The 20,404-nt window shown below is 70.6% G+C and carries 17 protein-coding genes; 9 read left to right on the top strand and 8 right to left on the bottom strand.

The window, feature by feature from the left end; translation table 11 throughout:
- Positions 1-144 precede the first annotated feature (144 nt).
- Positions 145-546, top strand: a complete 402-nt coding sequence (locus tag AC3ETA_RS14050; RefSeq protein ID WP_432193211.1) for a DUF302 domain-containing protein — start codon at positions 145-147, stop codon at positions 544-546.
- 157 nt (positions 547-703) lie between these two features.
- Here the strand turns inward: AC3ETA_RS14050 and AC3ETA_RS14045 are convergent, their stop codons facing one another.
- The 3 genes from AC3ETA_RS14045 to AC3ETA_RS14035 form a co-directional block, all read right to left on the bottom strand.
- Positions 704-2,419, bottom strand: coding sequence for a sensor histidine kinase (locus AC3ETA_RS14045; RefSeq protein ID WP_432193210.1), 1,716 nt, complete (start codon positions 2,417-2,419; stop codon positions 704-706).
- Between the two features lie 163 nt (positions 2,420-2,582).
- Positions 2,583-3,608 (bottom strand): type I glyceraldehyde-3-phosphate dehydrogenase, encoded by a 1,026-nt coding sequence (gene gap, locus AC3ETA_RS14040; RefSeq protein ID WP_432193209.1) that lies wholly within the window; start codon positions 3,606-3,608, stop codon positions 2,583-2,585.
- A gap of 127 nt (positions 3,609-3,735) precedes the next feature.
- Positions 3,736-4,425 (bottom strand): response regulator, encoded by a 690-nt coding sequence (locus AC3ETA_RS14035; RefSeq protein WP_432193208.1) that lies wholly within the window; start codon positions 4,423-4,425, stop codon positions 3,736-3,738.
- 402 nt (positions 4,426-4,827) lie between these two features.
- Here AC3ETA_RS14035 and ppdK point away from each other — a divergent pair, with 402 nt between their 5' ends.
- The 7 genes from ppdK to AC3ETA_RS14000 all read left to right on the top strand — a co-directional run bounded on the left by ppdK (position 4,828) and on the right by AC3ETA_RS14000 (position 13,214).
- Positions 4,828-7,512 (top strand): pyruvate, phosphate dikinase, encoded by a 2,685-nt coding sequence (ppdK, locus tag AC3ETA_RS14030; RefSeq protein WP_432193207.1) that lies wholly within the window; start codon positions 4,828-4,830, stop codon positions 7,510-7,512.
- Positions 7,513-7,571: 59 nt separating this feature from the next.
- Positions 7,572-7,958, top strand: a complete 387-nt coding sequence (locus AC3ETA_RS14025) for a hypothetical protein (protein ID WP_432193206.1) — start codon at positions 7,572-7,574, stop codon at positions 7,956-7,958.
- Positions 7,959-7,991: 33 nt separating this feature from the next.
- Positions 7,992-8,720: a CBS domain-containing protein gene (locus tag AC3ETA_RS14020; protein ID WP_432193205.1), complete on the top strand. Its 729-nt coding sequence runs from the start codon at positions 7,992-7,994 to the stop codon at positions 8,718-8,720.
- Positions 8,721-8,785: 65 nt separating this feature from the next.
- Positions 8,786-11,461, top strand: coding sequence for a bifunctional acetaldehyde-CoA/alcohol dehydrogenase (adhE, locus tag AC3ETA_RS14015; RefSeq protein WP_432193204.1), 2,676 nt, complete (start codon positions 8,786-8,788; stop codon positions 11,459-11,461).
- Positions 11,462-11,616: 155 nt separating this feature from the next.
- Complete coding sequence (locus AC3ETA_RS14010; RefSeq protein WP_432193203.1) at positions 11,617-12,108, top strand: pyridoxamine 5'-phosphate oxidase family protein; 492 nt, start codon at positions 11,617-11,619, stop codon at positions 12,106-12,108.
- Between the two features lie 62 nt (positions 12,109-12,170).
- Positions 12,171-12,833 carry a DUF4389 domain-containing protein gene (locus tag AC3ETA_RS14005; RefSeq protein WP_432193202.1) on the top strand — a complete coding sequence of 221 codons (663 nt, stop codon included), beginning with the start codon at positions 12,171-12,173 and terminating at the stop codon, positions 12,831-12,833.
- Entirely contained in the window at positions 12,834-13,214 is a 381-nt protein-coding gene (locus AC3ETA_RS14000) for a hypothetical protein (protein ID WP_432193201.1), read from the top strand. It abuts the gene before it with no gap.
- Here AC3ETA_RS14000 and AC3ETA_RS13995 read toward each other — a convergent pair.
- The 4 genes from AC3ETA_RS13995 to AC3ETA_RS13980 all read right to left on the bottom strand — a co-directional run bounded on the left by AC3ETA_RS13995 (position 13,208) and on the right by AC3ETA_RS13980 (position 17,786).
- Complete coding sequence (locus AC3ETA_RS13995) at positions 13,208-13,369, bottom strand: hypothetical protein (RefSeq protein WP_432193200.1); 162 nt, start codon at positions 13,367-13,369, stop codon at positions 13,208-13,210. The two genes, AC3ETA_RS14000 and AC3ETA_RS13995, sit on opposite strands and share 7 nt — an antisense overlap.
- 59 nt (positions 13,370-13,428) lie before the next feature.
- Entirely contained in the window at positions 13,429-14,160 is a 732-nt protein-coding gene (gene pflA, locus AC3ETA_RS13990; protein ID WP_432193199.1) for a pyruvate formate-lyase-activating protein, read from the bottom strand.
- Positions 14,157-16,427 (bottom strand): formate C-acetyltransferase, encoded by a 2,271-nt coding sequence (gene pflB, locus AC3ETA_RS13985; protein WP_432193198.1) that lies wholly within the window; start codon positions 16,425-16,427, stop codon positions 14,157-14,159. Before pflB ends, pflA begins: the two co-directional genes overlap by 4 nt.
- Before the next feature lie 354 nt (positions 16,428-16,781).
- On the bottom strand, positions 16,782-17,786 hold the full coding sequence (locus tag AC3ETA_RS13980; protein ID WP_432193197.1) for an Acg family FMN-binding oxidoreductase: 1,005 nt from the start codon (positions 17,784-17,786) through the stop codon (positions 16,782-16,784).
- Between the two features lie 712 nt (positions 17,787-18,498).
- On the opposite strand from AC3ETA_RS13980, the gene AC3ETA_RS13975 reads away from it, so the two are divergent.
- Complete coding sequence (locus AC3ETA_RS13975; protein ID WP_432193196.1) at positions 18,499-19,203, top strand: CBS domain-containing protein; 705 nt, start codon at positions 18,499-18,501, stop codon at positions 19,201-19,203.
- Positions 19,204-19,272: 69 nt separating this feature from the next.
- Here AC3ETA_RS13975 and AC3ETA_RS13970 read toward each other — a convergent pair whose 3' ends face one another.
- Positions 19,273-20,274: an Acg family FMN-binding oxidoreductase gene (locus AC3ETA_RS13970; protein ID WP_432193195.1), complete on the bottom strand. Its 1,002-nt coding sequence runs from the start codon at positions 20,272-20,274 to the stop codon at positions 19,273-19,275.
- Positions 20,275-20,404 lie beyond the last annotated feature (130 nt).

Genomic DNA, 20,404 nt, shown 5'->3' with positions numbered 1-20,404 from the left:
CAGGGGGTATATACTGGATCGTGGCATATGTACCCCCAGGGGTATCGCCAGGGGCCGGGAAGGCCCGGGGAACAATTCACGAGCACCTCGCGGGGGGCCGGCCACCCGTCCCACTCGTGCGAGCCATCGAGAAGGGCCATCGCCTTGCGCTACGACCGCACCGTGCACCTCGACACCGACTTCGCCACCGCCGTCGACCGCGTCCGCGACGCCCTCGCAGCGCAGGGCTTCGGCATCCTGACCGAGATCGACGTCACCGCCACGCTCAAGGCCAAACTCGACCACGACATGGAGGACTACGTCATCCTCGGCGCCTGCAACCCACCGCTGGCCCAGCGTGCCCTGGAGACCGACCGCTCCATCGGCCTGCTGCTGCCCTGCAACGTCGTCGTCCGCACCCACGGCGACCGCACCGCCGTACAGGCCCTCGACCCGAACACGATGGTCGCCCTCACCGAACTCGACGCCCTGCGCCCGGTAGCCGTCGAGGCCACGCGCCGCCTCGACGCCGCCCTCACCTCGCTCACGGCGGACGAGGTGCAGTGATGACGTCGCCGTGAGCGGACAGCAGAGCCGAAATCGACCCAGGTGTCGCCGCTTGCTCGGACGCGGTGCCCTCGATCCCCAGCCCTGACTCGCGACGACGCCCGCCCTCGCACGGGCGGGCCTGCGCGGTCCGGTGGCATGGGGGGTGCCCGCGGGCCTACGCCTCCCCTGTCGGCACATGCCAGTCCACATTCGTCCCACCGTTGTCGGGACACGTGAACTCCATCGTGCCGCCGAGCGCTTCGGCCCGCTCCGCCATGTTGCGCAGGCCGCTGCGACGCCCCTCGGCCGGGATGCCCACGCCGTTGTCGCGGACACTCAGCCGCACCTCGCGGCCGTCGGTCTCCAGGAGGACCTCGACCCGGTCGGCATGGGCGTGCCGCGCGACGTTCGTGAGCGCTTCGGAGAGTACGGCGACGACGTGGTCGGCGATCTCCTTGGACACCTGAGTGTCCAACAGTCCTTCCATACGCAGGCTGGGCGCGAAGCCGAGTACCGGCGCCGCCTCGCCCACGACGCGCACCACATGGGCCCGCAGATTCTGCCCGGCGGCGCCCTCCCGTGTGCGGAGTCCGAAGATCGTCGAGCGGATGATCTTGATGGTTTCGTCGAGGTCCTCCACCGCGCGCACGACCCGCTCCGAGGCCTGGGGGTGCTCGATGAAACGTCCCGCGCTCTGCAGGGTCATCCCGGTCGCGAAGAGCCGCTGGATCGCCAGGTCGTGCAGGTCCCGGGCGATTCGGTCGCGGTCCTCCAGCAGCGCCATCTGCTCGGCGTCGTTGCGCCGGTCGGCGAGTTCCATCGCGACCGCCGCCTGGGCGGCGAATGCCTGCAGCGGCTCGGTCTCCTTGTCCGAGTACACCGTGCCGCCGGCTTCACGGACCAGTAGCACCACGCCCCGCACCCCGTCACCCTTGCCGATGGGCACAGCCACCGCCGGGCCGAGTCCGGTGAAGCGCTGCCGGCCGACCAGGAAGCGCTCGTCGCTCAGGACGTCCGCGCTCGTCACAGGTGAGCCGGCGGCGAAGGCCTCGCCCATGATGCTGCCCTCCACCGGCAGCACCAGCCCCCGCTGTGCTTCGGCGTCCCGGCCCGTGGCCAGCTCCACGGTGAGCGTTTCGGTGTCCTTCACCGGCACACCGACCACGGACAGGACCGCGCCCGCGATCTGCCTCGCCCTGTCGGCGACCAGGCTCAGCACCTCGCTGCGCGGGCTGCCGGAGAGCAGGCTGCTGGTGATCTCGGCGCTCGCCCGCACCCAGCGCTCGCGCCGCTGGGCCTCCTCGTACAGGCGGGCGTTGTCGATCGCGACACCGGCCGCGACCGCCAGTGTCGACAGTACGGACTCGTCCTCTTCGTCGAACTGGGCACCGCCCCGCTTCTCGGTCAGGTACAGGTTGCCGAACACCTGGTCGCGGACGCGGATCGGGACGCCGAGGAAGGTGTTCATCGGCGGATGGTTCGCGGGGAAGCCGTACGAGGACGCGTGCTCGGAGATCTTCGCGAGCCTGAGCGGCTCGGGGTTGCGGATCAGCTCACCGAGGATGCCGTGGCCCTCGGGATACGGCCCGATCCTCGCGATCTGATCGTCGGTCACGCCCACCGTCAGGAATTCCGAGAGCCGCTTGCCGTCCGGTCCGATCACGCCCAGGGCCGCGTACTGGGCCTCCACCAGGACCGCCGCTGCCTCGACGATGCTCCGCAGCGCCTGCTCCAGGTCCAGCTCGCGGCCGACCGAGAGAACGGCCTCCAGCAGGCTGTGGACCCGGTTCTGCATCCCCCGTGCCGCGTCCAGGCGTGCCTGCAGTTCCTCCAGCAGTTCGTCCAGCTTCAGCTGTGGCAGTCGTACCCGACCGCTCTCCGAGCTTCCCACCGCTGCTTCCTCCAGGCCTCCCGCGCCGGGCCGACGGCCGGTCGTCCGTTGTCCCGTCACCGTATCGTGACGGGATTTCGGGAGGAAAGCGGGTCGGCTCCATCGGCCGGGCGACGGGAAACGCAGAGGCGCAGGCGGGTGAGCGGCCCGCGTACGGCCGGGGTCAGGTCTGCGGGAGTCGGGCGGCGACGTATTCGGTCAGGTCCAGGAGGCGGTTGGTGTAGCCCCACTCGTTGTCGTACCAGCCGAAGACCTTCACCAACTCGCCGTGGGCCTGGGTGAGGGGTGCGTCCAGGACGCAGGAAGCGGGGTCGCCGACGATGTCGCGGGAGACGATCGGGGCGTCGCAGACCCGCAGGACGCCCTTCAGCGGCCCGTCGGCGGCCTCACGGAAGGCGGTGTTGACCTCGTCCACCGTGACCGCGCGTCGGAGAACCACACTCAGGTCGGTCAGGGAACCGTCTTCGACGGGGACGCGTACGGCGATGCCGTCCAGAGTGCCGGCCAGTTCCGGCAGGACGAGGCCGACGGCGCGGGCGGCACCCGTGGAGGTGGGGATGATGTTGACGGCGGCGCTGCGGCCGCGCCGCAGGTCCTTGTGGGGGCCGTCCAGAACGACCTGATCGTTGGTGTAGCCGTGGATGGTGGTCATCAGGCCCTTCACGAGGCCGAAGCGGTCGTGCAGGACCTTCACCATCGGCGCCACGCAGTTGGTCGTGCAGGACGCGTTGGAAACCACGTGGTCCCGTTCCGGGTCGTACGTGCCCTCGTTGACGCCTGTCACGACGGTGGCGTCGACGTCCTTGCCGGGCACCGACAGCAGCACCTTGCGCGCCCCGGCCTTGAGGTGCAGGCCGGCCTGTTCGCGGGTGCGGAAGCGTCCGGTGGCCTCGATGACGATGTCGGCGCCGAGGTCCCCCCAGGCCAGTGCGGCCGGGTCGCGTTCGGCGGTGACGGCGATGCGCTTTCCGTCGACGGTGATCGAGGCGTCGTCGTGCTCGACCGTGCGGCCCAGTCGGCCGTAGGTCGAGTCGTACGACAGGAGGTGCGCCAGCGCGGCCGGAGAGGTGACGTCGTTGACGGCGACCACCTCGACCGGTGTTCCGGTGCCCTCCGCCCGTTCCAGCACGCAGCGCAGGTAGTTGCGTCCGATGCGGCCGAAGCCGTTGATGCCCACGCGCACGGTCATGTCCGTCGCCCTCCCGGTCGGTTCCTGTGGTGTGCGCAGCCAGCCTGTGACAGCGGCCCGGGCCGGGACATGGGCCGTACGGGGGTCGGTCCGGGGACGTTCGGCCCCACGGTTTCCCGGGCGGCTGTCAGTTCCCTTGCTGCCTGAGCCGGTCCTGGGCCTGGGTGGCGATGACGGCGGCCTGGATGCGGCGCTCGACGCCGAGTTTGGCGAGCAGACGGGAGATGTGGTTCTTCACCGTCTTCTCGGCGAGGTAGAGGCGCCGGCCGATCTGGCGGTTGGTCAGGCCCTCGCCGATCAGCGCCAGGATGTCCCGTTCCCGGTCCGTCAGGCCGGGCAGGCCGTCCGGCTGCGGCTCCGGCTGCTCGCCCGCACGCAGGCGGGCCATCAGCCTGGTGGTGGCGCTGGGGTCGAGCAGGGACTGGCCCGCGGCGACCGTGCGGACGGCCGAAACCAGGTCCGAGCCCTGGATCTGCTTCAGGACGTACCCGGATGCACCCGCCATGATCGAGTCCAGCAGGGCTTCCTCGTCGTCGAAGGAGGTCAGCATCAGGCAGGCCAGTTCCGGAAGGCTCGAACGCAACTCACGGCAGACCGTGACGCCGTCGCCGTCGGGCAGACGGACGTCGAGGACCGCGACCTGCGGGCGCAGCGCCGGAACACGGACCAGTGCCTGCTCGGCGGTCCCCGCCTCCCCGACCACCGTGATGTCCGGTTCGTCGTTCAGCACGTCGCGCACCCCGCGCCGTACGACCTCATGGTCGTCCATCAGGAAGACCCGGATCGGGTCACCGCCGGCCGGCGCGCTGTCCGCCATGTGTTGCTCCTGTTCTCGAACCTGTGCCGTCTGCCGCCCGATTGGGCCGGATGAGCAGCACAAGGCTGTCATCCGCCTCTGATCCTGCGCCCTGCCGGGCCGATGGGCCAGGGCCGATCGGCCCTGACTGTCCGGCAGCGGCATGACATGGCCACCGACGTGCCGCCGAGCGGGGCCGAGAAGACGCAGGGCCGACCGGCCCACGCCCCGAGGACGTACGGGACCTGCCGTCCGTACGAGGGCACGTAGGAACCTTTGAGCGTGACGGCTCAGACGTCTCCGGCACGTCCCGGGAGCACCCGAGTGCATCGACGGAGTACTCCGGGGCCAGGTCACAGCACGCATCGTCGTCGAGATGTGACCCGGCTCCGGCCCGGCACGCGGAAGGAAGGGCACACCGCCATGACGGACCACGTGTACGACTTCACCGAGGGCGGCCGGGAGATGGCCCATCTGCTCGGTGGCAAGGGTGCCAACCTCGCCGAGATGACCAGGCTGGGGCTGCCCGTACCGCCGGGGTTCACGATCACCACTGAGGCATGCCGAGCCTTCCTGGCCACCGGCACCGAGCCCGAGGGGCTGGCCCGCGAGGTCTCCGCGCACCTGAGCGTCCTGGAGCGGGCCGCGGGACGGCGACTCGGGCAGCCGGACGATCCGCTGCTTGTCTCGGTCCGCTCCGGAGCCCGCTTCTCCATGCCGGGCATGATGGAGACGATCCTCGACATCGGCCTGAACGACGAGTCCGTCCCGGGCCTCGCCAAGGTCTCCGGGAACGAGCGCTTCGCCTGGGACTCCTACCGTCGCCTCGTGCAGATGTTCGGCAGCACCGTGATGGGCGTCGACAGCGAACGCTTCGAGAGCGTATTGGTCCGGCTCAGGGAGGCCCGAGGAGCGGCCGACGACCTCCAGCTGGACGCGAACGACCTGGCCACGCTGGTCGAGGCGTACAAGGACCTCATCCACCAGGAGACCGGCGACTACTTCCCGCAGAGCCCGGCCGAGCAGTTGCAGCGGGCGATCCGGGCGGTCTTCGAGTCCTGGAACGGTGAACGTGCACGGCTCTACCGGCGACGCGAGGGCATCCGCGACGACCTCGGCACGGCTGTCAACGTGCAGAGGATGGTCTTCGGCAACCTCGGCCCGGACTCCGGCAGCGGCGTCGCCTTCACCCGTGACCCGGCCACCGGCCGCCGGGGGCTGTACGGCGACTACCTGCCCAACGCGCAGGGCGAGGACGTGGTCGCCGGCATCCGCAACACCGTCGGGCTGGACGAACTGAACCATGCGAACCCCGAGGCGTACGTCCAACTGCGCGACCACATGGGCCTGTTGGAGACCCACTATCGCGACCTGTGCGACATCGAGTTCACCGTCGAACGCGGCACGTTGTGGATGCTGCAGACCCGCGTCGGCAAGCGCACCGCCGAGGCCGCGTTCACCATCGCCGCCGAACTGACGGACGAGGAACTCATCACCCCCGACGAGGGGCTCGCCCGGGTGAGCGGGGACGGACTGGCACGGCTGATGTTCCCGCGCTTCGACACCGACGCGGTCGGCTCGGCACTCGCGCACGGCCTTCCGGCCTCACCCGGCGCCGCGGTGGGGGCCGCGGTCTTCGACTCGGCCGAGGCCGTGCGCCGTGCCACGGCCGGCGAGAAGGTGATCCTCGTACGGCAGGAGACCACCCCCGACGACCTCCCCGGCATGGTCGCCGCCCAGGCCGTGCTGACCAGCCGTGGTGGCAAGACCAGCCACGCGGCCGTGGTCGCCCGCGGGATGGGCAAGGTGTGTGTCTGCGGAGCGGAGGCGCTCGCCGTCGACACCCGGGCCCGCCGCTTCACCACGAACGGCACGACGGTCCAGGAGGGCACACTCATCTCCGTGGACGGCTCCGAAGGCGCCGTGTACCTCGGGGCCGCGCCCCTGGTGGACTCCTCGGTGATGCGGTACTTCGAGACCGGTGCACGGTCCGAGGGTCTGGTCGACGCGGTGGCCCGCGCTCTCGAACACGCCGACGGCACGCGGCGACTGGGCGTGCGGGCCAATGCCGACACACCCGAGGACGCGGCGCGTGCCCGCCGGTTCGGCGCCGAGGGCATCGGCCTGTGCCGCACCGAGCACATGTTCCTGGGCGACCGTCGCCGACTGGTCGAGGCCATGATCCTGGCCCGCTCGGACGCCGACCGCAGCCGCGCGCTGGAGGCCCTGCTCCCGCTCCAGCGGCAGGACTTCGTCGGCATCCTTGAGGCGATGGACGGCCTGCCGGTCACCATCCGCCTCCTGGATCCGCCGCTGCACGAGTTCCTGCCCGACCGCACCGAACTGGCCGTACGCATCGCGACCGCAGAAGCCCGCGGCAACCCGCCGGACGCGCACGACGCCGAACTCCTCGACGCGGTCAACCGCATGCACGAGGAGAACCCGATGCTCGGTCTGCGCGGGGTGCGGCTGGGCCTGGTGGCGCCGGGCCTGGTGGCCATGCAGGTACGGGCCGTCGCCGAGGCTGTCGTGGAGCGCAGGAGGGCCGGCGGCGAACCGCGGGCGGAGATCATGGTGCCGCTGATCGACACGGTCGAGGAACTACGACTCGTACGCCGGGAGGTCGAGCGGGTACTGGCCGAGGTCGCCGCGTCCTCCGGCATCCCCGTCGACTGCCCGGTCGGCACCATGATCGAACTGCCCCGGGCCGCCCTGACGGCGGACTCGATCGCGCGGGAAGCGGAGTTCTTCTCCTTCGGCACCAATGATCTCACCCAGACCACCTGGGGCTTCTCCCGCGACGACGTGGAGGCCGCGTTCTTCTCCGCCTACCTCGACAAGGGCATCTTCAAGGTCTCCCCGTTCGAGACGATCGACCGCGAGGGCGTGGGCCGCCTGGTCGAGATCGCCGTCGCCGAGGGGCGGCTTGCACGGCCCGACCTGAAGATCGGCGTCTGCGGCGAGCACGGCGGCGACCCCGCCTCGGTCCATTTCTTCCACTCGGCGGGCCTCGACTACGTCTCCTGCTCGCCGTTCCGCGTCCCGGTCGCCCGGCTCGAGGCGGGACGGGCCGCACTCGACGGGGCGGACGCCGGCGACACCCGGTGAGCAGCCGGCCCACCGAAGCAGCGGGGCAACCCGCCCGACTCAGCGAAGAGGTCCATCACATGACTCACACAGGCAACGGTGAACACGACACCGGCGGCGTGCTGGTGCGCGCGCGGAGCGGCGACGTGAGCGCGGAGATCCTCGCCTACGCACGGGACCGGATCCGGGCGGTCGCCGACCATCCGGGAATGCCGGCGCTCACCGGCGAGGTCAGGATCGACCGCGCGGCGGCGCACCGTGCCGAACAGCCATGGAGTGCCGTGGCCGAGGTCCGCGCGGGGCATGCCGTGGTGATCGTCCACGCGCGCGAGGCCACGGGCCGGGAACTGGCCGACCGGCTGCAGGACCGGCTGCGCGAGCAGTTGGAGCAGGCGGTCCGGGGCGGCACGGATCACAGGGCGGTCGCACCACCGTGGCGCGGCGGCGGAACGGCCCGGCGGCCCTGAGCCGCATCCCGGTCCCAGCACGAAGGAGTTGCCGTGAAGACGCGCACGGTCGGCGAGGTGATGACCGCTGAGGTCGTGCACGCTCGCCGCGAGACCTCGTTCAAGGACCTGGCACGCCTGCTGGACGAGCACCGGATCAGCGGACTGCCGGTCGTGGACCAGGACGACAAGGTCATCGGGGTGGTCTCGGAGACCGACCTCGTGCGACGGCAGGCGGCGGCCCCGTCCGAACCGGGCACGAAACGGCGGTTGCGAATCGGTCCCGTGCGCCGCGCCGCCCGCGCCACGGCCGCCGGGGCGCACGCCGATACGGCGGAGCAGTTGATGTCGACGCCGGCGATCACCGTGCATCCGGAACAGCGCGTCGCCGACGCCGCACGCCTGATGGAGCGCCATCACATCGAGCGCCTGCCGGTCGTGGACGAAGAGGACCGGCTCATCGGCATCGCCACCCGCCGTGACCTCCTGCGAGTCTTCCTGCGCACGGACGACGAGATCCGCCAGGACGTGATCGACGAGGTCCTGACCCGTTCCCTGTCCCTGCCGCCGCACACCGTGATCGTCGCGGTGACCGACGGGATGGTCACTCTGGAAGGCCGGCTGGAACGGCGCACCGACATTCCGCTGGTGATCCGGATGACTTGGCGCATCGACGGAGTCGTGGGCGTGGTCAACAGCCTCACCTTCCGCGTCGACGACACACGACCGCCCGAGAGGCACCCCTCACGCAGGATCGAGCACTACTGGCTGCCGGAGCGCTGAACCCGGCACCCGTGTACTCCTCGGGCGCTTACCACCCAACTCAACGACGGAGAGACGTACTCACCATGACCGGACAGGACGACCGGGCCCGATCCACCGCCCTCGACACGGGGCCGTCCGAGGCCGCCATCGCCGTGGACCGGCTGGTCACCCAGGGGTTGAAGGCCCTGGCCGACTACGAGTCGCTGGACCAGCAGCAGATCGACCACATCGTCAACAAGGCATCGGTGGCCGCGCTGGACCGGCACACCGAGCTCGCCCTGCTCGCCGTGGAGGAGACCGGACGGGGACTGTTCGAGGACAAGGCCGCCAAGAACATGTTCGCGTGCGAGCACGTCACGCACAGCATGGGCAGGATGAAGACCGTCGGCGTGGTCGCCCGCGACGGCATCGAGGGCATCGTCGAGATCGCCGAGCCCGTCGGCGTGGTGTGCGCGATCACCCCGGTCACCAACCCGACCTCCACGACGATCTTCAAAGCGCTGATGGCCCTGAAGACCCGCAACCCGGTCGTCTTCGCCTTCCACCCCTCCGCCCAGCGATGCAGCGCGGAGGCGGCCCGTATCGTGCGCGACGCGGCCGTGGCGGCCGGCGCACCCGAGCACTGCGTGCAGTGGATCGAGAGTCCCTCCGTGGAGGCCACCCGCACTTTGATGCACCACCCCGGCGTCTCGCTGATCCTCGCCACCGGCGGCAACGCCATGGTCAAGGCCGCCTACTCGGCCGGCAAGCCCGCGCTCGGCGTCGGTGCCGGCAATGTCCCCGCGTATGTGCACAGGAGCGCCGACCTGCGCCGTGCCATCAACGACCTGGTGCTGTCCAAGTCGTTCGACAACGGCATGATCTGCGCTTCCGAGCAGGCCGTCATCCTGGACGTCGAGATCTACGACGCGGCCCTCTCCGAGTTCCGCACCCTGCACGCCCACCTGGCCACCCCGCAGGAGAAGTCGAAGCTGGAGGCGTTCCTCTTCCCCTTGGGCGCCTCGAACGAGGGATGTGAGCCCAAGGTCAACGCGGCGGCCGTCGGTCGGAGCCCGGCGTGGATCGCCGAACAGGCCGGTTTCAGGGTTCCGGCCGACACGTCGGTCATCCTCGTCGAGGCCACCCGGGTCGGCCCGGACGAGCCGCTCACCCGCGAGAAGCTGTGCCCGGTCCTCGCCGTGCTCCGGGCCCGCTCCGAGCAGGAGGGGTTCGACCTGGCCGCCGACATGGTCGACTTCCACGGCCAGGGCCACAGCTCCGTCATCCACGCCGGGGACCGGGCGCTCGCCGAGGCGTACGGACAGCGCATGAAGACGGTGCGTGTCATCGTCAACGCCCCGTCCTCCCAGGGCGCCATCGGCGGCATCTACAACGGCCTGCTGCCTTCGCTCACCCTGGGCTGCGGATCCTGGGGCAGCACCTCGGTCTCCAACAACGTCTCGGCCGCCAACCTGCTGAACATCAAGCGGATCGGCACCCGCCAGAACAACCTTCAGTGGTTCAAGGTCCCGCCGAAGATCTACTTCGAGCCGCAGGCGATCCGGTATCTGCAGTCCATGCCCGACGTCCACCGCGTCACCGTCGTCACCGACGCCGTCATGACCCGCCTCGGCTTCGTCGACCGCGTCAGCAGGGTCCTCCAGCGCCGCCCGGAACCGGTGACCCTGCAGATCATCGACAACGTCCTGCCCGAGCCGAGCATCGATTCCGTCCAGCACGGCGCAGACCTGATGCGTGAGTTCCGGCCCGACACCATCATCGCGCTGGGCGGCGGGTCGCCGATGGACGCGGCCAAGGTGATGTGGCTGCTGTACGAGCAGCCGGACATCGACTTCGCCGACATGCGGCAGAAGTTCTCCGACATACGCAAGCGGGCCTTCCGCTTCCCTCAGCTCGGTTCTCACGCCCGTCTCGTGTGCATCCCCACCACCTCGGGAACCGGCGCCGAGGTCACCCCGTTCGCCGTCATATCCGACCCGGCGACCGGCAGGAAGTACCCTCTGGCGGACTACGCGCTCACCCCCAGTGTGGCCATCGTCGACCCGCTGCTCACCGCCGACCTGCCGCCGGCCCTGGCCGCCGACAGCGGCTTCGACGCCCTCACCCACGCCATCGAGGCGTACGTGTCCGTCTATGCGAACGATTTCACCGACGGGCCCGCCCTGCACGCCATCCGGCTCGTCTTCGACAACCTCCCAGCGGCCGTGAACGACCGGGCGCAGAGCTCCGTGGCGCGCGAGAAGATGCACAACGCGGGCACCATCGCCGGCATGGCCTTCGGCAACGCCTTCCTCGGCATCGTCCACGCCATGTCCCACACCCTGGGAGCCGCCTTCCACCTCGCGCACGGACGCACCAACGCGGTCCTGCTCCCCCACGTCATCCGCTACAACGGCACCATTCCGACAAAGCTCACCGGCTGGCCCAGGTACGAGCACTACCGCGCTCCCGAGCGCTTCCAGGACATCGCCCGCAGCCTCGGCCTGCCCGCAGCCACCCCTGCGCAGGGCGTCGAGTCCCTCGCCGTCGCGGTGGAACGGCTCCGCGACGCGGTCGGCATCGAGCCGTCCTTCCAGGCCCTCGGCGTGGACGAGCGGACGTTCCTCGACGCTCTTCCCCGGCAGGCCCTGTCCGCCTACGAGGACCAGTGCGCCCCGGCCAACCCACGGATGCCGATGCTCGACGACATGCAGCAGCTCATGCGGGCGGCGTACTACACAGGGGCGGACCCGTCCGGCGGCGAAGCACCGGAGAGCTGAGCGCAGGAGCGGATTGGGCCGATCAGGACAGCAGAAGGGGCCGAACGGCCCTGGCACGACACGATCAGCCGCCGTTCGATGGAGTCCAGTGCATCCCGCACGCTCCCCGGTCGACAGCACCCGACGACCAACCACCGATCCGTACGGAACACACCATGGCAACCACCGACGGCCAGGCGATCGAGGCCGGCCCGCGCCACAGCGTCGAGCTCGACGCCGCGGAGGCGATGCGCCTGCTCGGCAGCGTGTCCGTGGGCAGGATCGTGTTCACCCGGCACGCCCTGCCGACGATCCGGCCGGTCAACCACGTCCTGGTCGACGGTGACATCGTGATCCGCACCCATGAGGGAGCGTCCCTGACCGCGCACACGCGCCGAGCCGGCGGCGAAGGGGTCGTCGTCGCCTACGAGGCCGACGCGATCGACCCGGACACCCATGTCGGATGGAGCGTCGTGGCCACTGGCTACGCCCGTCTGGTCACCGACCCGGAGGAACTGGCCCGCTATCAGTCGCTGCTGCGTCCCTGGGTGCAGCACACGATGGACTATGCGGTCCGTATCCGTCCGGACCTGCTCTCGGGCATCCGTCTCACCCCCGCGACGGAGGGTCCGACGGTCCCTGAGGAGGACCCCACCCGGCCCTCGTGACAGTCGCCGGCGGCGCACAGACTGACCTTGAAGACCCTCGCAGGCCAAGGAGCTGATAGCCCATGACGGCCCTGCTGCAAGTCCCCGACCGCCCCGTCCGGCTGAACGCGGTGCTCGACGCCCCGCTGTCCCGGTGGCTGTGGCTGGTGAAGTGGATCCTGGTCATCCCGCACTTCGTGGTGCTGTTCTTCCTCTGGATCGCCTTCGTCGTGGTCAGCGTGATCGCGTTCTTCTCGATCCTGTTCACCGAGCGCTACCCACGCCCGCTGTTCGACTTCAATCTGGGTGTGCTGCGCTGGAGCTGGCGGGTCGCCTACTACTCGTACAGCGCGCTGGGCACCGACCGCTATCCGCCGTTCAGCCTGGGTGAGGAGCCCGGGTACCCGACACGGCTGGACGTCACCTACCCCGAGCACCTGTCCCGCGGCCTGGTGCTGGTGAAGTGGTGGCTCCTCGCCGTCCCCCACTACATCGTGATCGGCTTCTTCCTGGGCGGCGTCCACCTCGGCTGGTGGACGGGCGGTCTCGTCGCCGTCCTGACGGTGATCGCCGCCGTGATCATGGCGTTCACGGAGAAGTACCCGAGGGATCTGTTCGCCCTCGTCCTCGGTCTCGACCGCTGGTGTGTGCGAGTGGTGGCGTACGCCGCCCTGATGACGGACGCCTACCCGCCGTTCCGTCTCGACATGGGAGGCCTGGAACCCACCGGCCGGGAGGAGCCGTAGATGACCACGTTCCTGGTGGCGACGTTTCTTGTGCTGCACGGCCTGCTGCACCCCGGTGTGTGGACGGCGCCCGTGCAGCCCGACAGGCCGGGCCCCTTCGACCCCGGCCACTCGTGGGTCCTGTCCTCGGCCCATGTCGCTGCCGCCCCGGCGAGGGCCACGGCGCTGGCCCTCGCCTGGTACACCGCGCTGCTGTACGCCGTGGCCGGCGCCGGGGCGGTGGCGGGCGCCGGCTGGTGGCCCACCGCGGCGATCGTCGCGGCCGCGAGCGGGCTCGCCCTCAAAGCCGTCTGGTTCGACCCGTGGCTCACGGTCGGGATTCTGCTGGACATGGGTGTCATCGTCGCCGTGGCCACGTCATGGCCGCCTTCCCTCTACTGAGGGCCACAGGCGGGGTCGAGGGCACCGGGGTGGCCGTAGTGGTACGGCGGCGGACTCCAGCCGTGGACCACGCGCAGGTCCGCGGCTCGCCGGGCCGCGGCGTCCAGGCCGGTGCCCGTGATCGGGGCGGGACCGACACCGAGGAGGCCGAGCATGAACAGCCAGTCGTCCGCGGCCGCCCGTCCGGGTGCGCGGAGCGTCCCGGTCAGGGTGCTCAGAGCGCCCTGAGCCCGCGCTCCCGGAACTGTTCGCGCACCCGCTCGGTGAGGCCGGGATCCGGCACAGGGGTGTCGCGAAGCGGGAACGGGATCCCGAGGGCTTCGTACTTGTGGGCGCCGAGTCTGTGGAAGGGCAGGACGTCCACGCGGTCGACGTTTCCGAGCCCCGCCACAAAGCCGGCCAGGCCGGCCACGGCCTCCGGGTCGTCGGTCCAGCCCGGAACGAGGACGTAACGAATCCACACGGGAACGCCGAGGCGGTCGAGGCGGGTGGCGAAGCTGAGCGTGGGGGCGAGTTCGCCGCCGGTCAGCCTCCTGTACGTGCCGATGTCGAAGGACTTGATGTCCAGCAGCACCAGGTCGGTGTCGGCGAGGAGTTCGTCGGTCGCGCGGGCGCCGAGGAAACCGGAGGTGTCGAGGGCCGTGTGCAGTCCGCTCTGTCTGCACCGGCGCAGGATCTCGCCGGTGAAGGCGGGCTGGAGCAGCGGTTCCCCGCCCGTGAGTGTCACCCCTCCCCCGGCGGTCGTGACGAAGGACCGGTACTTGTCGATCTCCGCCAGCACCTCGTCGACCGTTGCCTCCTTGCCGTCCCGCATGTGCCAGGTGTCGGGGTTGGCGCAGTACAGGCAGCGCAGCGGGCAGCCGCTGACGAAGAGGGCGAACCGGGTTCCGGGACCGTCCACGCCGGTGGACAGGTCCCAGGAGTGGATCCGGCCGGTGGCATTCATCGGGACTCGTGGAAGGTGCGGCTGACCACGTCGAGTTGCTGCTCGCGCGTCAGACGGACGAAGTTGACGGCGTACCCGGACACCCGGACCGTCAGCTCCGGGTACTTCTCCGGGTGTTCCATGGCGTCTTCGAGCGTCGCCCGGTTCAGGACGTTCACGTTCATGTGGAAGCCGTCGGAGGCCGTGTACGCGTCGAGGATGCCGACCAGGTGGTCCGGGCGCTCGGCCGGATCATGACCCAGCCCTTCGGGGGTGATCGTCGTGGTCAGGGAGATTCCGTCACGGGCCTGCTCGTAGGGAAGCTTGGCCACCGAGAGCGCCGAGGCGGCCACCCCGTGCCGGTCACGGCCGTTCATCGGGTTGGCGCCGGGGGCGAAGGGCTGTCCGGCGCGGCGGCCGTCGGGGGTGTTCCCGGTGTGCTTGCCGTACACGACGTTGGAGGTGATCGTCAGCACCGACTGGGTGTGTTCGGCGTCCCGGTACGTGGGGTGCCGGCGCACCTTCGCCATGAACGACTCCACCAGGTCGGCCGCGATGGCGTCGGCCCGGTCGTCGTTGTTGCCGTACGCCGGGTACTCGCCCTCGATCTCGTAGTCGACAGCCAGGCCGGTCGCGTCCCGGATGACCTTCACACGGGCGTGCCTGACGGCTGAGAGGCTGTCCGCCGCCACCGAGAGGCCGGCGATGCCGCATGCCATGAAGCGGTGCACCGGGTGGTCGTGGAGGGCCATCTCGATGCGCTCGTAGGCGTACTTGTCGTGCATGTAGTGGATGACGTTCAGCGCGTTGACGTACGTGGCGGCCAGCCAGTCCAGCATGTGGTCGTACGCCGCCCGCAGCTGCTCGTAGTCCAGGTACTCACGGGTCAGCGCGGGTGCCTCGGGCGCGATCTGCTCGCCGGTCATCTCGTCCCGGCCGCCGTTGATCGCGTACAGCAGCGCTTTGGCCAGATTGACGCGCGCTCCGAAGAACTGCATCTGCTTGCCCACTGCCATCGCCGAGACGCAGCAGGCGATCGCGGTGTCGTCGCCGGTGCGCGGGCGCATCAGCTCGTCGGACTCGTACTGGATGGCGCTGGTGTCGATGGAGACCTGCGCGCAGAACCGCTTGAAGCCCTCCGGCAGCCGCGGCGACCACAGGACCGTCAGGTTGGGCTCGGGGGCCGGGCCGAGGTTGTAGAGGGTCTGCAGGAAACGGAAGGAGGTGCGGGTGACCAGCGGGCGGCCGTCCGCGCCGATGCCGCCGATGGACTCCGTCACCCAGGTCGGGTCGCCGGAGAAGAGCGCGTCGTACTCGGGAGTGCGCAGGAACCGTACGATGCGCAGCTTGATGACGAAGTCGTCGACGAGCTCCTGGGCGCGGACCTCGTCAAGGACGCCTTCGTCCAGGTCACGCTGGAGGTACACGTCCAGGAACGTGGACGTGCGGCCCAGGGACATCGCGGCGCCGTTCTGCTCCTTCACCGCGGCCAGGAAGCCGAGGTAGAGCCATTGCACGGCCTCGTGGGCCGTGGCGGCGGGGCGGGTGACGTCGCAGCCGTAGGAGGCGGCCATCTCGGCGAGCTCCCCGAGGGCGCGGAGCTGCTCGGCCAGCTCTTCGCGGTCACGGATGACGTCCGCCGAGGAGGGCTGTGCGTCCAGGCGGGCCTTCTCGGCGCGCTTGGCCGCGGTCAGCCGGTCGGTGCCGTACAGCGCGACGCGCCGGTAGTCCCCGATGATCCGGCCCCGGCCGTAGGCGTCCGGCAGCCCGGTGATGATGCCGGCCTTGCGTGCGGCACGCATCTGGGGGGTGTAGGCGTCGAAGACACCGTCGTTGTGGGTCTTGCGACAGCTGCCGAAGACGCGCGTGACGAAGGGGTCGGGCTCGTAGCCGTACGCGTTCAGGCCGTTCTCGACCATCCGCAGGCCGCCGTTCGGCATGATCGCCCGCCTCAGCGGTGCGTCGGTCTGCAGGCCGACGATCAGTTCGCGGTCCCGGTCGATGTAACCGGGCAGATGCGAGGTGATCGTCGACGGGGTGGCGGCGTCCACGTCCAGGATGCCGCGCCGCCGCTCCTCGGGGAACAGGGCGCTGACCTTGTCCCACACGGTCCGGGTACGTTCGGTCGGTCCGGTCAGGAAGCCGGGGTCGCCTTCGTAGGGTGTGTAGTTGGCCTGGATGAAGTCGCGTACGTCGATCGCGTCGCGCCAGCGTTGACCCGTGAAACCGCGCCAGGCGGACACGGATGCCTCTGTCTCCACCATGCCTTGTCGGGCCGCCGTCGTCATCAGTGCCTCCGCATGCGCCGTACGACGCGTCCGCGTTTTCGCCCGGACGCCTTCCCTTTCGATGTTCGTCCCGCAAGCCGGCCGGGGGCAGGGCCGTAGGGAGCCCGACGGTGCCCCGTACGGCCCGGGCGCAGGGCCCGATGGTCCCTGCCGCCGCGGCCCGACCGGGCGTTGGGCAGGTCCTCGGGGCGCGCTCGCCCCAGGTACGTGGCCTTTGCCTTCGCCCCCAGCCCCTGCCCCTGCCCCTGCTCCTGCTCCTGCTCCTGCTCCTGCCCCACGTGATCGGATCGATCGGCAAGGACGGTCACAGCGGCACGGGCACCGGCTGCAGCAGCCACGTGCCGCGTCGAGTGATCACGCGATCTCCAGGACGTCTTGGACGGAGCGGCGAGGGGTGGCAGGCCCCTGTGGGCCGTAGCCCAGCCGCAGCACCATCTGGACGTGGCCCATGCCGCTGAGGGGATCGCGTGTCAGCTCGCGCAGGTCGGAACTCTCCAGCGCGTGGGAACTCAGGGACGTGGCCAGGTCGGCCAGAGTCGCTTCGAGCAGGACACGTTGCAGGGCCTGGCCCGCGCGCAGCCAGTCGGCCGGCCGGTCTCCACGTGTCCCCAGCAGCGCCAGGTGGGGCGTGTGTTCGAAGGCGGTGGTAACAGGGTCGGCCACCTGCCTTCGTCCGGCGAAGTCGCGCCAAGCCGCTCTGCCCTCGCTCGGACGCGGCCCGAAGGCGTACTCGGGAACACCGTCCACAGCGGTCTCCGCCTCGGTTCCGAGGCGGGTCCAGCGTTCCAACTCCTCGCGGTTCGAAGGGTCCAGGCCGTCGCGGCTCTCCGCGTCACGCACCAGCTTCAGCATGAAGTCGGCGTGCCAGGGGTCGGTGAACAGCAGCTGCGCCCCCTCGCCCGCGGCCGCCTCGCGCAGCAGCTGCCGTATTGGCTCAGGCAGGTCCTTGTCGGAGAAGGGGTTGCGGCTGGTGTGCCGGCGCCCGACCGCCGGATGCAGCCGGACCAGGTCGCTCACCGGCGCCGTGCGGGCGGGCCCTGCCTGCAGACCGACGACAGCCAGAAGCAGCGGATCCGCGGGGTCGGGCAGCACCCGGACCTCGGCGGCGAATCCCGCGTGTGCGGCGGCCACACGAAGGTTGAACAGCGCCGCTCCGCAGCCGATGTGCAGGGCACGGTGGCGGGGGTCCGCCCGGGGCATGGCACGCGCGAGATCGGCCCGCAGGTGCAACTGGTGCTCGCCGGCGAGAAAGCGGAACGACCAGGGCTGCGCGTTGTGCATGGAGGGGGCACGAACCGCGTAACCGACCAGGTCGGTCACATCCTGGGGACCCGGTGGTTCGGACTGTCGCTCGGACATCACAGCCTCCTCCAGCGCCGACGGCCCGTGCACTCCTGTCACTGACCACGGTGCACCACGGCAGGGCCCGGCGTCACCCCGGCCGACGGCCGGACACGGCCCGATCGGGCCGGCATCGGTTTCGCCTTCCTGGTGGCGGTGCCGGTGGTGGTGGTCGGCCGGGCATCGTGGTGGCCCGCTGCTGCTGCGTGACGCTCCCGGCAGGCGGCCGGGTGTCGGACCAGGTCAGCCCCATGTGCGTGCTCGGCGGGTCCCAGACCGTCGTGCTCACCGGCGCTGTCGTGCGGTGGCTCACCCCGTCGGCGGCGGCCCCGATCGGCACCGCCGCCTCCCTTTCACCGGGCTCCGCCTTTCCCCGGGGTCCGCGCCCGGCGCGGGCAGCGGCGCGATCTTCGCCCTGATGGCGCCGCTCGCTCCGTCGGACGATCGAACCGGGCTCGGATCCGGCCGCGAGATCCACTTCGTGGACGGTGCGCCCGCCAGGCGTTCACGCCCGGTGACCGGCTCCGGTTCCCTGCGCACGAAGACCTCCACGGCCGAGTCGCCCGGAGCGCGTCTCCCGTCCGGGCGAGCCGCTCTCTCCGTGCTGCTCGACCAAGCGTGCCGGGCTGAACGGGCCGGTTCGCGCAGTCGGGCCCGACCGGCCCATGCGGGACGGGACGGCGTGGCGGACCGTGGAGAGTGAGGAACTACGTCGAAGGAGGCGGGACACATGCGGCATCGCACCGTAGGAGAGCTGATGACGACGGACGTCGTGAACGTGCGCCAGGACGCGGCCTTCGCGGACATCGCCAAGCTGCTCGCGGAGCACGGGATCACCGCGGTTCCGGTGGTTGACGACGCAGACCGGCCGGTAGGCGTGGTCTCGGAGGCCGATCTGCTCCGCAAAGAGGCGGCTCGGCTCGACGCCGATTGGCTGCTGCCCACGCTGCACCCGCAGCCCGCCGACCGGGACAAAGCGGAGGCGACCACGGCGGAAGGACTGATGACCAGTCCGGCCGTCACCGCTCGCCCGGAATGGACGGTCGTCGAGGCGGCCCGCGCCATGGAGCGGGGCGGAGTCAAGCGGCTGCCTGTGGTGGACGACGCGGGCCGGTTGATCGGCGTGATCAGCCGTGCCGACCTGCTGCGGGTGTTCCTGCGTGGGGACCGTGCCGTCCGCGAGGAGATCACCGGAGACGTACTGATACGGACGCTGGGGATCGCGCCCGACGCCGTGACCGCGCACGTCGTCGACAGCCGGGTCACGCTGCGCGGCATCGTGGAGCGAAGGAGCATGATCCCCGTGGCCGTGAGGCTGTGCCGCAGCGTCGACGGGGTGGTGGAGGTGACCGAGGACTTGGAATACCGGGTCGACGACGTCGGCGACCACGCTCCGGACACCGATCTTTCACGTCGTGACCGCCTGGCGCCGTGAACGACGACTGTCCCTGTGGGACCAGTTCGCCCCTTGGCACCTCGAGCTGTGCTCGGCGCGCCGGCCGCCCTACCGTTCCCGCACCCCGGAGTCGAACACTCGTTCCACAGTCCGGCGAGGAGTCGCAGGCCCTTCCGGTCCGTACCCCAGCCTGATCAGCATCTGGCCATGCCCGGCGAAACCCGCGGTGCCGCCCAACGTCCGCCGCAGGTCCGGCCACTCCACCGCCTGGTGCAGCAGCGAGGTGCGTACGCCATGCACCGTCGCGAGGAGCAGGACGTGCTCCAGAGCCTGCCCTGCCCGCAGCCAGTCGGCCCGGCGGTCGTGCTGGGTGCTGAGCACCGCGACGACCGGCTCGGCCTCGAACGGCTGGGAGACGAGCCGTTCGGGACGGCGCTCTGCGGTGAAGTCCCGCAGTGGGACTCGTTCGTGGGCGTCCTGCGGCCCGAGCGCACTCTCCGGCAGCCCGACGTCGACCTGTCCGTCGGCGTCGTGACGGATCCACCGGCGGCTCTCGTCACGCCGATCGGGGTCGTTCCGGTTGCGCCGCTCGGCCTCGGCGGTCAGCCGCAGCAGCCGCAGCACGTCCTCCGGCGCGGGGAAGGTGAGCCGGGCTCCCTCCAGGTGGGCGGCCTCGGACAGTTCGGAGCGCACCTGCGAAGGCAGCGGCCTCCCGGAGAAGGGGAACCGACTGCTGTGCCGGTGCCGGATCGCGGGGTACAGGTCGGTGCGGTAGGCGCAGGCCGTGCGGGCCGTGGGGGCGGTCAGCCGGACGGTGGCGAGCAGTTCGGGGTCCTCCGGTGCCGGCAGCAGGCGGGTGACGGGAGTCCAGCCGAAATGGGTAACCGCGACACGGAGGTTGAGCACGGCCGCACCTACCGACAGGTGCAGGGCACGACCCGCGGGATCCACGTGGCGCAGGCCTCGCTCGGGAGCCGCACGGACCTGGAGCGTGACGGTCTCGGGGTCCAGGCGGTACCGCCACGGCTGCGTGTTGAAGATCGAGGGCGCGGCGATCGCGGCCGAGATGCAGCCTTCCAGGACGGAGGCGTCGAGCGTCGTCGGCTCCATGATGTTCTCCTCCCCCGCTTGACTCGCAACGGGTGATGCCGTCCTTCGATGTTGAGCCACCGAGAGCACCTCGGAGAGGGGCCGATGGTCCCCAGCCGGGTGCCGGACGGACCTGAGGGGGCCGCCCGCC

Source organism: Streptomyces sp. bgisy027 (assembly GCF_057710365.1).
The sequence above is the reverse complement of the archived record's forward strand: the minus strand, read 5'-3'. Positions and strand labels throughout refer to the sequence as shown.